Below are 15,231 nucleotides of genomic sequence, written 5' to 3'. Positions count from 1 at the left end.
TCCTGTGCAGCGGATATGTATCTGAAGCTAAGTAGTTTGTTGGTGTTGTCTTGGTATTAGCATTGGCCGTGCCAAGTGGTGTGCAAGAGGGTTAAAATGATATAACACACTGTAATTGTTTACTAAATATTGTGGGGCCATGCTGGCAAGGCAAGGCAAAATCCATGGTGGAATAGTTTTGATATACAGCAAAGGGTGGGGTAGGAGGTGTGGGTGGGGTAGTAAGCTGTTGATTAATAAAATGAAATAGGAATGGTTGCAGAGCGAAAGGAATGTATAGCTTCAATATACATGCATCACGATTTGTAGATGTGAAGGCGCCCCACACGGGGCCCGTGTTTGTGGGGCACCCTCAGAAAGTACATTATCTGCCAAAAACCTTTTTCAACAGTTGTGTTCCGCGTGCGGCAGGATCTGTTCTGATTTTATTCTCTTCCACGGCAAGCATGCTGAACAAGCCATCCACGGCCTTGGTGGTGACATAGTGGCCCAGATCGAATGAGCTCGCTGTGCCAACAAAGGGTATGGCTGCGAACCTGTCCATCATCTGGGAATAGTTACGCACTACTCCAGTATCCTTCATGTTTGCGGTGACTACCGGTTTGAAAGAAGCATAAATTTTGTCGCCAGTCGTTTTTCTGAAATAATCGGTTGCTGCACTGTTTCCTCCGGCAAGAATGCCGCGGGCATCTTCAAAACTCATTTCCTTGAGTGCCGATACAAAATGCTCCTTGGCTTTGGGGGCAGCTTTTTCCGCAGCCCTGTTCATGCTGAGTACAAAGTTGTCAACTTCCTGCTGAAATCCAAATTTCCCCAGGATATCAGCAACATTCCTTATTTTTTCCGGCATGAGAATCTTGATTGCTTCATTGCTGAAATATCCATCAGGCCGGGATACGGAACCAACTGCCCTGGATGTGCCAGTAGCAAGAGCTTCTTTCAAACCCTTTGCGATGGTTGAGTCGTCGAGTCCAATAGTTGAGGTGCCGGAACTTCCAATGCCTTTGGTGAGATCGTCGAAAAAACCTGCATGTGACGGGACGGTAAGAAGGATTAGCAGGATGGGGAACAGAAGAAATAATGTAGGTGCTTTCATAGTGCCTCCGGCCAGGTTGATTTTTTATAACCATAACATTTTTTTTTGTGGAAAAAACAGGATACTGATGTTGCTGAAGGGGAAAGGTGCCGGAAGACACTGAAGAAGTTGCATTCATAGGTATGGCCCGCTACACTGCATCACTTCAAGGAGGTTACACACATGAATCTGCTGTACAGTCTTGATTTGTTGGGAACCGCAGCTTTTGCGGCGTCTGGCGCTCTGGCCGGAATTCGTCGGGGAATGGACCTTTTTGGCGTACTGGTGCTGGGTCTGGTCACAGCGACCGGTGGTGGGACTTTGCGCGACCTGATGCTGGGTGATACACCTCCGTTTATTTTCAAGGATGAAACATACCTTTATCTTTCAATAACTGTCTCCCTGGCCGTTTTCATGTTCCGCGGGCGTATGTATGTGCTGCAGCATCCGCTGCTTTATTTCGATGCAGTGGGGTTGGGTACTTTTGTCGTTATTGGTACCGGCAAAGCTCTGGATTTCAAGATGGGTTTTGTTGGTTCGGTTATGATGGGAGTCATGACTGCCACGGCCGGAGGGATGATGCGCGATGTGTTTTCTACCCAGGTGCCGCTGGTGCTGCAGAGGGAAGTTTATGCTTCGGCAGCTCTGGCAGGGGGAGCGCTGCTCTATCTGCTGCACCATACTCAATTATCCCATAACTGGGTGCTTCTGATTTCCGCTGCAGTGGTAATCGTGCTCAGGTTGTTGTCAATTCGCTATAATTGGTCATTACCAAAGGCATCTGACAATTTTATTGCTCCAAGGGAATAGTCACAGAATTGTTCACAAAATATAAAAAAGAGGGGTTGTTCGCCGCTGACGGCTAACAACCCCTCTTTTTTATTCGGATTTTTAATCTTTACATGCGGAACTGTGCCACTATCTTTTTCAGTTCGTCAGCCATGCTTGCCAGCTGATTAGCAGAAGCGGCCGTATCCTGAGAACTGTGCGAGGCGTCGCTGACAACGGTAGTGATGGAATGCATGCTTTTGCTGATCTCATTGGTGGTAGCTGTCTGCTGCTCCGCCGCCGTTGCAATCTGGTTTATCTGACTGGTTACATCCCCCACCTGTTGCAGTATTTCCTCCAGTGCCTTGCCGGAGCGGGCGGCATCTTCGGTGCCACGCTCTACCTCCCGGACACCATCCTCCATGGCAGCCACAGCTGATTTGGTTTCTTTTTGAATCGTTTTGATCATTTCCCCAATTTCCCGCGTTGCCCTTGTGGTGCGTTCCGCAAGAGCGCGCACTTCGTCAGCAACAACCGCAAATCCGCGTCCCTGTTCGCCGGCCCGTGCCGCTTCAATGGCCGCATTAAGGGCAAGAAGATTGGTCTGGTCAGCAATGTCTTCGATGGTACCTACAATGTTGCCGATCTGTTCAGAGCGGGAACCGAGCGATTCTACGGTCTTTGCGCTCTCCTGTACCTTTTCCGCAATGCGCTGGATGCTCTGAACAGCATGGCTGACCACATCGGAACCGTTGCGGGCAGTCTGGGTTGCACGGTTTGAGATTTCCACTGTCTTAATGCAATTATTGGCTATTTCAGCTGATGTAGCGGCCATCTCCTCGCAGGCAATGGCCACTGATGTCGACTGGGATGCCGCATGCTGGGTTCCTTTTGCAATGCTGGCCGAGGTGCTGTTGAGCTGGTCCGCCGAGGAGGCAACTTCAACGGCATTCTGGCTGATGCGCACGACAATCTCTTTGAGGTTGTCGAGGAAGATATTGAACGAATGTGCCAGTGAACCGGTTTCGTCGCTACGTTCCACCACCAGGCGTCGAGTCAAATCGCCGTCGCCACTGGACATCTCTTCCAGACTTCTGTCCACGTAACCAAGTGTCCTTGTGATGCCCCGGCTGATGAAGAAGCATAACAGAAGCATAAAAGCAGCAAAAACAGTGTTGAGTCCGAACAGAGTCCATTTGACGATGGCAACGTCTTTCTTTACATCGTCAACATAGATCCCGCTTCCCAGCACCCAGCCCCACGGTTCGTACTTTTTCACGTATGAAAGCTTGGTAAACAGCTCATCCGTAGTACCTCCGCCTTTCTTGGGCTTGGGCCACTCATAGTTTACAAATCCGTGGCCGGAGCGATCAGCTACCTCAACAAAACTGACGAAAAGGTTTTTCTTGTCCAGGGTTTTTGATGGTCCATTGACTCCATCGATCATCCTGGTGGCTTTGTTGAACTTGGGGTCATCGAGCAGCTTGCCGTCAAGGGCCGGTACCGTGGGGTGCATGATCATTTTGGGCACCGGTTTGCCCAGGTCATTGATCCAGACGTATTCCTTGGCGTCATAGCGGAGCTTGGAAATATGTTGAGCAGCCTCTTTCTGGGCTTGTTCCAAGGTCATTTTACCCGCTTTGTATTCAGCGTCCTGCTGCTCCACTATTCCCATTGCCAGTTCGACAACATTGCGGGTGGTGTTTTTCTTTTCCTGCATGATCCGTGATTCGATCATTGGCAGCAGGTAGATGAACAGCCCCAGCATCATTACCGAAACACTGATCACCGAGATCGACATTATCTTGAACTGAATCCGCCAATTTTTAAAACGGGTAATGTGCATTTTTGCCTCCTCTGATCCCTTTATTTATGTGAATAACTCACGAAGTTTGTCTGCAAGCCGTTCAGTAGGCAGAATATGATCAATTTTTCCAGTTTCAGCAGCCGCCTTGGGCATTCCATAAATCACACTGGTATTTTTATCCTGTGCAAGCGTCAAGCTTCCCATTGATTTCATATGTGCTATGCCCGCAGCTCCATCACAGCCCATACCGGTTAAAATCATGCCCGCCAGTCTTCCACCGTTTGGACGGACAACAGATTTCATTGTGACATCTATGGAGGGACAGACAGAATTGACCCTTTCTCCATAAAAGAGATGTGCCTTGAAATTTGAAACCAGGACGACATGAATACCGCCGGGCGCCAGATAGACTTGCCCGGGTTGAAAAATCTGACCTTCTTCAATCAGGCTGACTGGCATGGAAGAAACTCGTGCCAGGGAGGTGACAAAAGCCTGATCTATTAACGGTGTAATATGCTGGATAATGACCACAGCTGCTTTAAGCGGCGGCAGCCGGTGAAACATTTCCTCCAGGATTTTCAAACCACCGGTCGAAGAACCTATAATAATCAGATTGCCGGAAGGCATCTGCTGCCCCTTTCGAGTCTGCTATCCCCATTCCTGAATCTTGCGAGCAGAGGGGGGAGATGAAGTGGAAACTGGAAACAATACTTTAAAACATTGATCGGAAAGGAACTGACAATTTACCTTTAGTTGCAATAAAAAACCTGGTTCTGTTGGCAGCACATGCAAATCACTATTTTTAAAGCTGATTTTAGAAATTAATTTCTTTCATTCTTATCTGTGCTACGAAAAACAGGAGTTTTAATTAGTATCATAACTCTCGAATAAATACTCCAAAAATATACAATTGTTTTATGCGGCCAAGTGCCATATTTCAACAACCTCCAACGTGGTGAAGATGGTGCTTCTTCTTGGCTCGTGCGCGTTTTGATGGTATCGTTCTTAATATTTAAATGGACTTAGTTCAAATCACTTTTTATCAAGGGGAATTAAGCCTCCATGCATCCTTTTCACACTCTAACCCCAAACTTCATTATGGATGCAGTTGAAAGCCAGGGCTTTCGCTGTGACTGCCGGACCTTGGCGTTGAACAGTTACGAAAATCGTGTGTATCAGGTCGGAATTGATGAAAGCGCCCCTTTGATCGCCAAGTTTTACCGTCCCGACCGCTGGAGCAGTGAGCAGATTCTTGAAGAGCACCAATTCTGCTTTGAGCTTGCCGAACATGAGCTGCCGGTTGTGGCACCCTTGAAAAATACCTCCGGTGAGAGCCTTTTTCATTACGGTGGCTTCAGTTTTGCCCTTTACCCACGTCAGGGGGGGCATGCACCGGAATTTGATAACCTGGACAATTTGCTGATTCTCGGCCGCATGCTTGGTCGCATTCATAGCATCGGGGCAACCCATCCCTTTGTGTATCGTCCCGCCCTTGATGTTCATACCTTTGGTCATGCCAGTGTTGCCTTGGTTACAGAACGTTTTATTACCCATGACTATCGAGCGAGTTACGAGGCAGTAACTAGTCGTTTGCTGGAGAGCATCGCAGCACTGCTGGAAGAGCTCGGTCCCCTTCGTTTCATTCGTTGTCATGGCGACTGCCATGCCGGCAACATCCTCTGGCGGGATCAAGCTCCTCATTTTGTCGACTTTGACGATGCACGCATGGCCCCTGCGGTCCAGGACTTCTGGATGATGCTCTCAGGAGACCGCCAACGCCGGAATTCTCAGTTGGAAGCCCTTATGGAGGGATACCGGGAATTCAATGATTTTGATCCCCGGGAATTGCGCCTGGTGGAGGCCCTGCGCACCTTGCGAATGCTTCACTACTGTGCCTGGATTGCCAGCCGCTGGGAAGATCCGGCTTTTCCTGATGCTTTCCCCTGGTTCAACACCGTACGCTATTGGGGAGAACATATTCTGGAACTGCGCGAGCAATTGTCAGCGTTGGAAGAGTTGCCGCTGGAGCTGCCTTGAAAGGTCGAGCTCTGAGGATTTCATGCTGGTGTAAATTGGCGGGAATGTGTTGATATGACTCCACGTAAGCAAGCTGAACTTATGGATGCGTGCCGCACACTGTTTCCTGCGGCAGATGTTACCAGAGATTTCCTCAACCGTATCCGCAGCGATAGTCTTAAAAACGCTTATCGGAACAAAGTATGGGAATACCATCCTGATGCTTGCGCCAATGTTCAGGATGCGGACAAACGAACCGAACGGTTTCGCCGTTCAGTAGAAGCTTACAAGCTTTTAAACGAGTACCTGAAGGAGCGCAGGCCGACGTTTTTTCTGCGCCATGCTCAGGTGCTTCAGGCATCTTCGCCTCGTCTTAACATTTTTGAGCGGGTTCCGCATGAGCGATACTACGATGGTCCATTACCAACAATTGAACTGAAGATTGGCCTCTATCTCTACTATGTGGGTGCGATTTCATATGAGGCTGTGGTTCGGGCGATGATGTGGCAGCGAGATCTGCGACCACCCCTGGGGGTTCTCGCATGTAAATGGCAGTGGTTATGTGAAGAAGATGTAGCCATGATATTGGGTTCTACACAGATTGTCGGTTCTTTTGGAGAACGAGCTGTAAAGCTTGGACTACTTTCGGCTTCGCAACTGAATATTCTGCTGCTTCACCAGCGGACCATGCAGCAGCCGATCGGTCGATACCTGGTGGCACACTCCCTGCTCTCGGAATTGTCGTTGCGGCATTATCTGCGCCAGCTTGCTCAACATAACGCTCAAATTCAGAAATCTCGCAATTTGATGAAAAGTGCCGGTGGTGATGAGGTAATTGAAGACATGATCTATGAGGGAGAGAATGATGCAGATTCAACATTTGAGTGAACTTCTCGGAAATAACCGCAAATGGGCCTTGCGCATGACGCAGCAGGATAAAAAATTCTTCCAGCGTCTGGTCAACCAGCATGCTCCCGAATATCTCTGGATTGGTTGCTCCGACAGTCGAGTCCCGGCTAATGAAATTGTCGGCCTGCTTCCGGGAGAGCTTTTTGTTCATCGCAATGTCGCCAATGTGGTTATTCACACGGACCTGAACTGTCTTTCAGTTATCCAATATGCTGTTGAAGTATTGAAAGTCAAACACATCATTGTTTGCGGCCACTATGGCTGTGGCGGCGTAGAGGCAGCCATGGCCAACAAGAAGCTTGGGCTGATCGACAATTGGTTGCGTCATGTGCAGGATGTGCAGCAAAAGCACCAGCAGCGTCTGACGGATGATATGTCGCATGAGGAGACACTGGATGTTTTGTGCGAGTTGCACGTAATTGAACAGGTGGTCAATGTCTGCAGAACCACAATAGTGCGCGAAGCATGGGAGAGGGGGCAGAACCTGACGGTGCACGGCTGGCTCTACAGTTTGCAGGATGGACTTGTGCGGGATATGGGTATCTCTGTGTCGGATCCAGGATTACTTGATCAGGTCTACGGCTCTGCTTTGGATCTTTTGCAGGACTCAGACCATGGACATTCGCAGGTGGCTGAAGAAACAGAACAGTAGGATTGATTTTTGGATGGACTGTTCATGCTTAAAATGAAAAGGCCCGCATTTCGCGGGCCTCATTTTTATCTTACTTCTTTGCACCCTATTCGGGGTCTGTGCGGCTTTTACATCAAGCCGTGAGTAATTTCATTCCACAATGTTGTTCTGGAGTAGCTTCCTCGATAATGTCGCCCTCCTTCATGTGTCATTAAGTTTCTCAGGTAGCGCTACCTGAGACAACTATACCCCTTAATGCCTGAAATAAAAGCCCTTTTTTTATATTTTTTTTGGTGTATACTTCAATGTTTCTTGCTGTAAACAAAGTGTTTGCTGTCAAATGCTACTTTATTTCAAGCAATTCGATTTCAAAAGTAAGATCTTCCCCTGCCAGAGGATGGTTGGAATCAAAGGTGATACTATCCTCATTCACTTCAACCACGGTTACTTCAATCTCTTCATCATCGTCATTTGAGAGGGTGAGTTCATCACCTACTTCAGGTTTGAGGTCTTCCGGAACATCTGTGCGCGGGACGTTAAAAACTTTTTCAGTGTCATATTCACCAAAAGCATCTTTCGCTGGTATGACTACGGATTTCTTCTCGCCGGGAGCCATACCGATAAGGGCATCTTCGATCTGAGGAAAAAATTCTCCTGCGCCGATGGTCATCTCCATGGGACCGGTCTCGCCACACCCACACTCATCGTCCTCACATTCTTCGGTTTCACATTCCACATCTTCCAACGTGGAGTCAAAAACAGTACCGTCTTCAAGTGAACCGGTATAATTGATCAGAACTTTATCGCCTTTTTTTGCTTGTGCCATTATATGCCTCTCAGATTGTAGTAGGGTCCTGACAGGCCTTGGGTCTGTCAGTCCGAAAAAGATTTGTCACTATACCTGAAAAAATAGTTGTGTCCATTTCTTTTGGCTTTGGCACCTATAGTATCTACAGATGTAAAGGAGATGAATTGATCCAGTTTTTTTTATTTCAAGTACATTGCCAGGCGGCTGCCACTGCTCTTTAAGCTCGCATCCTGTGTCGTCGTAAATGTGCCTGGCCTGAAGCAAGCGCCCATGAGAAGTATCTCAATAAAGATGAGCAGCAGTATTCCGCAGATATTACTCCGCTTTTTCATGGACTCACTCCTCACGTTCGGAAATGGAAAATCCTGAATAACTTTCCACAAATCATGCCACCGTCAATTTTTGTTGTTTTTATAGTCGCTTAGGGGGTGAGGGGAGGATTGCTCGTTATTTCAATCGAGAAAATATTTCCGGATTGCGGGCTGGGGATGAGGAAGAAATAGTTTCAAACGGCGCCATTACTGCACTTGGAAGATCAGGTAAAATTATTGACGCAGCAAAATTTTTTACATAGGTTTGGAAAGGTTTTTTCGAAGAAAAGAGAGAGGGTACTGATATGAAGAACAATGATGCTGTTGTTTCTCCTGTTTCTGCGGGTGAAAATCTAGAAGAGCGGGTCACCGAGCTGGAGTTGCGCTTCATGCATCAGGAACGGAGCATTCAGGAGCTTAACGAGGCTGTTTATCGGCAGGAGCAAATTATTGCGCGGCTGGAACGAGGCATAGGGCTACTGAATGAGCAGTTCAGCACTCTTGCTCCTCCGGTGACCGGGGAGTCAGTAGAAGAGGAACGACCACCACATTATTAAGAGTAGCAGGTTGTTGAAAAACAGCCATCTCGCCGCCGTCCTCGAAACCCGCCTTGTGCGCCGTAGCGCTGCTACGGCTCCGCGGGGCTTTGTCCGGGTGCGACGATCTGACTATTTTTGAACAATCTGAGTTTTTCAACCCTTTTCATCCTGCCTTACTTTTATCCCAAGGTTTTCCTGAAGCGCAATACAGCGATCCCCAGTAGGCTCACACCGAGAAGAGTAAGTGCCGCCAGTTGCTGCCAGAGAACGGCAATGCCGATTCCTTTGAGAAATATCCCGCGGATGATGACCAGATAGAACCGCAGAGGATTAAGCAAGGTCAGCCACTGCACCGGTTGGGGCATGTTCTCAATGGGAAAAGCAAACCCGGAAAGCAGCATGGTTGGAAAGATGATAAAAAACGCGGACATCATGGCCTGTTGCTGGGTTTGACTGACTGTTGAGATCAGCAGCCCGATACCGAGTGAACTCATCAGAAACAGGGTTGTGGCGAAGAAAAGTAGCCAGAGACTGCCCCGCAGCGGTACATCGAAGACCAGCATGCCGACCAGGCTGATCAGAATGACGTCGATGTAGCCGATCAGCACAAAAGGGAGCGTTTTGCCGAGGATGAATTCTCCTTTGCGGATAGGAGTGACAATGACCTGTTCAATGGTGCCGAGCTCCTTTTCGCGTACAATGGCCATGGAAGAGAGCAACATGGTGATGATGAAAAGAATGTTTGTAATCACGGCTGGCACATAGAAAGGAGGGCTGGCGAGATTGCTGTTGAACCAGGCTCGACTGGCCAGTTCCACCTGTCCAATGGAGAGGGTCTGCCCCAGATGGCGAAGGGAGTAATCTGACCGTATGCTGATGTTGTAATCAGTTGTCAGGCGTGCCAGATAGCCCATGATCACGCCGGCGGTGTTGGAATCGCTGCCATCCAGCAGCACCTGAAGCGGGACGGTTTCCCCGCGCTGCAACCGTTGGCTGAAGCCATGCTCAACATTCAGCACCACCCGTACCGTCCCCCGATCCAGAAGCGCCTGTGCTTCATTGTCACTGGAGATATGATTGGTGATCCTGAAATAACCGGACGATGTCATGGTGGCTGCCAGCTGGCGGCTTTCGCTGCTGTTGTCGCGGTCCAGGATAGCGGTCGGAATGTTTCGGACATCCATATTGACGGCATACCCAAAGATAACCGTCTGTAACACGGGCAACACAAAGAGCACGATCCGCATGCGCGGGTCGCGGAAGACCTGGATGAATTCTTTGATAAGCATTGCCTTGAGTCGATCGAACATGAACAACCTCTGAATTTTCAACAGCTCCCTATACTCTAAATTCCCATCTCGAGGAATCTCCTAATCAATCTTTTTCCTCAGTTTCCAGATTGCCACAGTCATCACAATCACCCCGAAAGCGGCTAAAAAAAGTACCTCGGGCCACATCATCCCTATGCCGACATCTTTGAGATATATCCCGCGCAGGATGAAGACGAAATAACGCGCGGTAACAATGTGGGTCACGATCTGGATCGGAAACGGCATGTTTTCAATGGGGAAGATGAAACCAGACAGCAGGAAGGCCGGCAAGATCGTGGTTACAATCCCCAGTTGACTGGCCAGCAACTGATTCTTGGTGATGATGCTGATCAGCATTCCAAAGGAAAGGGCACCAAACAAAAACAGCATCGACAGAACGGTCAGCAGCACCAGGCTGCCGCGTAGCGGAACATCAAAAAGAAATTCTCCCACTCCGATGCAAAGCAGCAGGTCCAAAAGACCGATGCAGAAATAGGGAGCCAGCTTGCCCAAAACCAGCTCGCTAGGGGAAACTGGTGTAACAATGAGCTGTTCCATTGTGCCGGTTTCCCATTCACGGGCCATGCTGAGGGATGTCAGAATGGCGGCCATGATCATCATGACTACCGCAATCAGTCCGGGAAAAATGAAGTTGCGCGACACCATATCAGCGTTGAACCAGACCCGTGGCCGCAGATCAAGAGCAGGAAACTTTGTGGATTGAACCGACTGCTTACGCAGCTTTTTCATGGACACATCCCCGGAAAATCCTGCTGTAGTTGCATCAGCATATCCCAGGGCAATAGTGGCGGTAGTCGGGTCGCTGCCATCAACAATTGCCTGAACAACAGCTTTCTTTCCCCGGGACAGGCTGCGGGCGAAATCTGCCGGAACAACCAGCGCGATCAGGGCCTCCCGCCGATCTATGGCTTCCTCGATGCGACCATAGCTTTCTGTGGTCAGGACCAGGTCGAAATAGCGGGATCCCGAAAAGCGGCTGATGAGTTCGCGGCTTTCCACAGTCTGGGACTGGTCCCACACTGCCAGGGGCACGCGGTCCACATCCAGAGTCAGGGCGTAGCCGAAGAGAAACAGCAGCATCATTGGCATGCCTATGCCCATCATCAGGCTGCGCGGGTCCCGCAGCACGTGGATGAATTCTTTTTTGGCAACGGCTTTCAAGCGGCGGAGATTCATGTCCTGTCATGCTCCTCTATCAGCCCGATGAAAACATCTTCCAGGCTGGGGAGCACTCCATCAACAGCCCGTTCCTTCTTCAGCTCGTCAGGGGTTCCCACGGCCACCAGCTCTCCACGATAGATCAGTGCCAGTCGGTCGCAGTATTCAGCTTCATCCATGTAATGTGTGGTCACGAAAACCGTCACCCCACCCCTGGCCAAGGTGCGGATCAAGTCCCAGAATCTGCGGCGTGAGAGCGGGTCCACCCCTGAGGTCGGCTCATCCAGAAAAATGATCGACGGTTCATGGAGAATGGCACATCCCAGCGCCAGACGCTGCCGCCATCCTCCCGAGAGTTCATTGGCCCTGGAGCTGCGCCGCTCGGTGAGGCCGGCCATCCTGATGACCCATTCGGTGCGCTCACTGCGTTTGTCCGGCGCCAGCCGGTAAATTCCTGCGTAAAAGGCGATGTTCTCTTCCACGGTCAGGTCCTCGTACAAGGAGAAACGTTGACTCATGTAACCGATGTTTTCCTTGATCCGTTCCGGTTCTGCCGTGATGTCAAAGCCTGCCACGGAACCTTTGCCTGAAGTGGGGGAGAGGATGCCGCACAGCATGCGGATGGTGGTGGACTTGCCTGCGCCGTTGGGACCGAGAAAGCCGAAAATCTGCCCCTTGGGTACCGTCAGGCTGATGCCGTTCACAGCAATGAAGTTTCCAAAATGTTTGGAGATCTGTTCCAGGGAGACGGCTGGGGAGGACGCTTCGGCACCAGGCTGTTGCTCGGCAGGTTGAGGAATGGAAGGCTGCGGCACGGCCAGCTCCTGTTCTCCCATCAATTCAACGAACACATCTTCCAGCGACGGTGCCCGCTGATTACTCTTCACCAGCTTGGTAAGGTTCTGTGGGGTGTCACAGGCCAGCAGGCGCCCGTTGTGCAGCAGCCCGACCCGGTCGCAACGCTCGGCCTCGTCCAGATAGGCCGTGGCCACTACAATTGTTACTCCTTCCTTGCGCAGATCATTAAGGATGCGCCAGAAGTCCCGCCGCGAAACCGGGTCAACGCCATTGGTCGGTTCATCGAGCAGCAGTAGCTTGGGTGTGTGGATCAGGGCACAGCAGAGCCCCAACTTTTGCTTCATGCCTCCCGAGAGTCTGCCGGCATGCCTGTCGGTAAAAGGGGCCATGCCGCTGAAAGTGAGCAGACGCCGGGTGCGGGCAATCCGTTCAGCAGCAGGCACATCAAACAGATCTGCGTAAAAGCGGATGTTTTCGGCAACGGTCAGGTCGGGGTAGAGACCGAAACGTTGACTCATGTAGCCGATCTCTCCTTGTACCACTGTCAGATCGCGGCTGTTGCAGCCAAGAATTTTCGCCTCACCCGAGGTATAATCCAGCACTCCGGCCAACATGCGCATGGTGGTCGTCTTGCCCGCCCCGTCAGATCCGACCAGGCCGAACAGTTCTCCCTCCGGAATTGAGAGGGTCAGGTTGTCGACTGCGGTCAGAGAGCCGAAGCATCTGGTAAGGCTGGAGAGCTGAATGATCATGAGGTACCTGAGAGGCAGGGTTGTCTGGTCAGCGTGGTTTGCTATCAATAGAGATTACAGCATCTGCCGGCATGCCCGGTTTGAGTTCCATCTGCGGGTTGGCCATGGTGATCTTGATACGGTAGACCAGCTTGACGCGCTCTTTCTCGGTCTGCACGTTCTTGGGCGTGAATTCCGCCTGGGGCGAGATGAAGCTGATCGTGCCCTGGAATGTACGTCCGGGCCAGGTATCCACTGTCACGCTGGCAGGTTGACCAACCTTCACCTTCCCAAGTTCGTATTCGGGAATGTAGCCCCGCAACCAGACCTGATCCATTGTGCCAACAGTGACGATCGCCCCCCCGGCGGCCACCATTTCGCCCGGTTCGGCATGCTTGCTCAGCACCAGTCCATTCACCGGTGAGGTCAGCACACTCTGTGAAAGCCGGGTTTCAGCCTGGGCTAAGGCAGCCTTGGTAGCCTCCGCCCTGGCGCCCATTTCCTGTACCGCATTCGGCCGCGGACCACTCTCGAGCAATTTGAGGCGCTCCTGGGCCTCCCGTACCGCGGCGGCAGATGCATCACGGGCAGCCCTGGCTGCTTCCAGATCCTTGAGCGGGATAACCTCCCGGCGGAAGAGTTCCTCCATCCGTCGAGCATCGCTGACAGAACGATCCGCTTCGGCACGCATGCGTGCCAGAGCCGCTTTGCCTTGGGCTATTTCTTCCCGGCGGCTGCCGGCACGCAGATCAGCCAGGCCTGCCTGAGCTGCACGTTGGTCAGCCAGTCGTGCGCTGCGCTCGTTGTGCAGTTCCTCCGTATCCAGACGCGCCACCACCTGGCCACGCCGTACAATTTCTCCTTCATCCACTAGACGTTCCATCATCCTGCCCGGGATCTTGAAGGACAGCTCAGTGGAGGTGACCTCGATGGTGCCCGACACCTTCAGTCTGTTGGTCTCTTCCGGTTTCCTTCGAATAATGGCAATGGTTACGACAGCAATAATGGCAACTGCGATTGTTATCAGCAGAATTTTCCTCATCTTCCATCTCCTTGACACAGACCTCATTGCAATTGTTCATTCTAGGTAATGCCCGCTCTTTCCGCCAGTGTCAAGCCTAACGGGCCGCCATGGCCTCCTCCCGACCTCCTTCAACAGAGGGTAAATGGAGGGCAAGTATACCTGCCCTCCATCAAGTCTTTTATCAGCGTCTTCTACAGGCGACCTGCCGTTTACAGGTCAAATCCACCCGTCAAAACATCACCTGCAAACCAGTGGTGAGATACCAGCTGTTAACCAACTGCAGACCATTCACATCCTGAAAAAGCGGTATTCCGCCTTCGACTCCGAAGCTGAAAGGCCCCTTGGCATAGCTCATCCCTAGATGACCGTCCAGTCGTTGCCCACCGTAGTTGGCGGGATCGGCATCGGGCATTGAGGCACCATTGACAGAGTCGAGCATCTTGGCTATCTCGGGGTCTTGTCCGTGAATGCGGCCGGTATCGTTGAAGGTCAGGCGCAGCCAGGCGCTGGCCGGTCCCAGGGCACGCTGGAGCCAGGTGGTCAGCTTGGTGTTGTTGCCCAACTTGTAGCCGTCGTCATTGTTGCCGGGGTGATAGGTGTACATGACCTGCCCGCCCCAGTTCCAGAGCGCGTCATCACTCAAAGCACTGTAGGTCAGGGCTGGCTTTAGATCGAAAGTGCCCGAACCGAGTTGCATATCATAGGGGGCCCGAAATGTCCGGCTCATCATCTCGATCTGTTGATGGGTGTCGCCGGTAGGGATACTGAGTCCAAGACTGCCGACCAGATAACCGTTGATCTTGTATATTCCTCTTAGTTCCGTATCACCAAAACCGCTCGTTCGCATGGGGGCACTGGGAATATTTCCCGCCCCCATATTCATCAGCATGTCCATTGTCATGCTCTGGTAACTGGCCATAGCCATTACTGACAAATCGTCACTGACCCCGTACATCAACATTAACATCTGCATGTCCATGCTCATCCGGGTTGGGGTCATCATAAAACCATAAGGTTTGCTGCCTTGCGGGCTGACTACCCCGGCAGGGATGTTTGTTGTACCTTCCTGCAGGCCATCCATGTTTACATGCATGAACTTGTAACTGACCATCCACATACCGGCCGGGTGTACATGGTAGATGTCGTCACTGAAGGCGGGATTGAAAACCATCTGGAAACCGGGCCCCATGTGGCTGCTCATGTCGTGGCCCGTATGGGCATGTTGTTCTTGATCCATGTGCATGTCGTCCATGTCAAAGGCCCCGGCTGCCCCGCAGGTCAACATCAGGCATAGTGAGAGGCAGATCGTATATTTTTTCATGTTG

General features: G+C 51.1%; 14 protein-coding genes and 2 pseudogenes. 5 read left to right on the top strand and 11 right to left on the bottom strand.

Annotation, left to right across the window (positions count from 1 at the left end; genetic code table 11):
- Nucleotides 1-364 precede the first annotated feature (364 nt).
- Complete coding sequence (locus KJB30_RS15475) at nucleotides 365-1,096, bottom strand: DUF4197 domain-containing protein (protein ID WP_214300978.1); 732 nt, start codon at nucleotides 1,094-1,096, stop codon at nucleotides 365-367.
- A gap of 162 nt (nucleotides 1,097-1,258) precedes the next feature.
- On the opposite strand from KJB30_RS15475, the gene KJB30_RS15470 reads away from it, so the two are divergent.
- Nucleotides 1,259-1,885, top strand: a complete 627-nt coding sequence (locus tag KJB30_RS15470; protein ID WP_214300976.1) for a trimeric intracellular cation channel family protein — start codon at nucleotides 1,259-1,261, stop codon at nucleotides 1,883-1,885.
- A gap of 88 nt (nucleotides 1,886-1,973) precedes the next feature.
- On the opposite strand, the gene KJB30_RS15465 is transcribed toward KJB30_RS15470, so the two are convergent.
- Both KJB30_RS15465 and KJB30_RS15460 read right to left on the bottom strand, forming a co-directional pair.
- The gene (locus tag KJB30_RS15465) at nucleotides 1,974-3,689 is read right to left on the bottom strand and encodes a methyl-accepting chemotaxis protein (protein WP_214300974.1); all 1,716 of its coding nucleotides are present in this window, start codon (nucleotides 3,687-3,689) and stop codon (nucleotides 1,974-1,976) included.
- A 24-nt stretch (nucleotides 3,690-3,713) separates the two neighbouring features.
- Nucleotides 3,714-4,277, bottom strand: coding sequence for a CheB methylesterase domain-containing protein (locus tag KJB30_RS15460; RefSeq protein WP_214300972.1), 564 nt, complete (start codon nucleotides 4,275-4,277; stop codon nucleotides 3,714-3,716).
- A gap of 435 nt (nucleotides 4,278-4,712) precedes the next feature.
- On the opposite strand from KJB30_RS15460, the gene KJB30_RS15455 reads away from it, so the two are divergent.
- The 3 genes from KJB30_RS15455 to can are packed head-to-tail and all read left to right on the top strand — an operon-like array spanning nucleotide 4,713 to nucleotide 7,227.
- A complete protein-coding gene (locus KJB30_RS15455; protein ID WP_214300970.1) occupies nucleotides 4,713-5,687 on the top strand; it encodes a serine/threonine protein kinase in 975 nt (324 codons plus the stop codon).
- 54 nt (nucleotides 5,688-5,741) lie between these two features.
- Nucleotides 5,742-6,554 carry a DnaJ domain-containing protein gene (locus tag KJB30_RS15450; RefSeq protein WP_214300968.1) on the top strand — a complete coding sequence of 271 codons (813 nt, stop codon included), beginning with the start codon at nucleotides 5,742-5,744 and terminating at the stop codon, nucleotides 6,552-6,554.
- Nucleotides 6,532-7,227, top strand: coding sequence for a carbonate dehydratase (gene can / locus KJB30_RS15445; RefSeq protein WP_246545730.1), 696 nt, complete (start codon nucleotides 6,532-6,534; stop codon nucleotides 7,225-7,227). Before KJB30_RS15450 ends, can begins: the two co-directional genes overlap by 23 nt.
- Before the next feature lie 322 nt (nucleotides 7,228-7,549).
- Here can and KJB30_RS15440 read toward each other — a convergent pair whose 3' ends face one another.
- Both KJB30_RS15440 and KJB30_RS15435 read right to left on the bottom strand, forming a co-directional pair.
- Nucleotides 7,550-8,032 carry an FKBP-type peptidyl-prolyl cis-trans isomerase gene (locus KJB30_RS15440; protein WP_214300966.1) on the bottom strand — a complete coding sequence of 161 codons (483 nt, stop codon included), beginning with the start codon at nucleotides 8,030-8,032 and terminating at the stop codon, nucleotides 7,550-7,552.
- Between the two features lie 161 nt (nucleotides 8,033-8,193).
- Nucleotides 8,194-8,346, bottom strand: a complete 153-nt coding sequence (locus KJB30_RS15435; protein ID WP_214300964.1) for a hypothetical protein — start codon at nucleotides 8,344-8,346, stop codon at nucleotides 8,194-8,196.
- A gap of 284 nt (nucleotides 8,347-8,630) precedes the next feature.
- Here KJB30_RS15435 and KJB30_RS15430 point away from each other — a divergent pair, with 284 nt between their 5' ends.
- Nucleotides 8,631-8,882 carry a SlyX family protein gene (locus KJB30_RS15430; RefSeq protein WP_214300962.1) on the top strand — a complete coding sequence of 84 codons (252 nt, stop codon included), beginning with the start codon at nucleotides 8,631-8,633 and terminating at the stop codon, nucleotides 8,880-8,882.
- Between the two features lie 161 nt (nucleotides 8,883-9,043).
- On the opposite strand, the gene KJB30_RS15425 is transcribed toward KJB30_RS15430, so the two are convergent.
- The 6 genes and pseudogenes from KJB30_RS15425 to KJB30_RS15405 all read right to left on the bottom strand — a co-directional run bounded on the left by KJB30_RS15425 (nucleotide 9,044) and on the right by KJB30_RS15405 (nucleotide 15,227).
- Nucleotides 9,044-10,174 carry an ABC transporter permease gene (locus KJB30_RS15425; RefSeq protein WP_214300960.1) on the bottom strand — a complete coding sequence of 377 codons (1,131 nt, stop codon included), beginning with the start codon at nucleotides 10,172-10,174 and terminating at the stop codon, nucleotides 9,044-9,046.
- A 60-nt stretch (nucleotides 10,175-10,234) separates the two neighbouring features.
- On the bottom strand, nucleotides 10,235-11,371 hold the full coding sequence (locus tag KJB30_RS15420; protein ID WP_214300958.1) for an ABC transporter permease: 1,137 nt from the start codon (nucleotides 11,369-11,371) through the stop codon (nucleotides 10,235-10,237).
- Nucleotides 11,372-11,448: 77 nt separating this feature from the next.
- Nucleotides 11,449-12,153, bottom strand: a pseudogene (locus tag KJB30_RS18680) (ABC transporter ATP-binding protein); the annotation flags it as partial.
- 195 nt (nucleotides 12,154-12,348) lie between these two features.
- Nucleotides 12,349-12,903, bottom strand: a pseudogene (locus tag KJB30_RS18675) (ABC transporter ATP-binding protein); the annotation flags it as partial.
- 28 nt (nucleotides 12,904-12,931) lie between these two features.
- Nucleotides 12,932-13,924, bottom strand: a complete 993-nt coding sequence (locus tag KJB30_RS15410; protein ID WP_214300954.1) for an HlyD family secretion protein — start codon at nucleotides 13,922-13,924, stop codon at nucleotides 12,932-12,934.
- A 211-nt stretch (nucleotides 13,925-14,135) separates the two neighbouring features.
- Complete coding sequence (locus tag KJB30_RS15405) at nucleotides 14,136-15,227, bottom strand: transporter family protein (protein ID WP_214300952.1); 1,092 nt, start codon at nucleotides 15,225-15,227, stop codon at nucleotides 14,136-14,138.
- Nucleotides 15,228-15,231 lie beyond the last annotated feature (4 nt).

It is taken from the genome of Pelotalea chapellei, from assembly GCF_018531195.1.
In the GTDB taxonomy this organism is placed as follows: domain Bacteria; phylum Desulfobacterota; class Desulfuromonadia; order Geobacterales; family Pseudopelobacteraceae; genus Pelotalea; species Pelotalea chapellei.
This window is presented reverse-complemented; position numbering and strand designations above follow the sequence as displayed.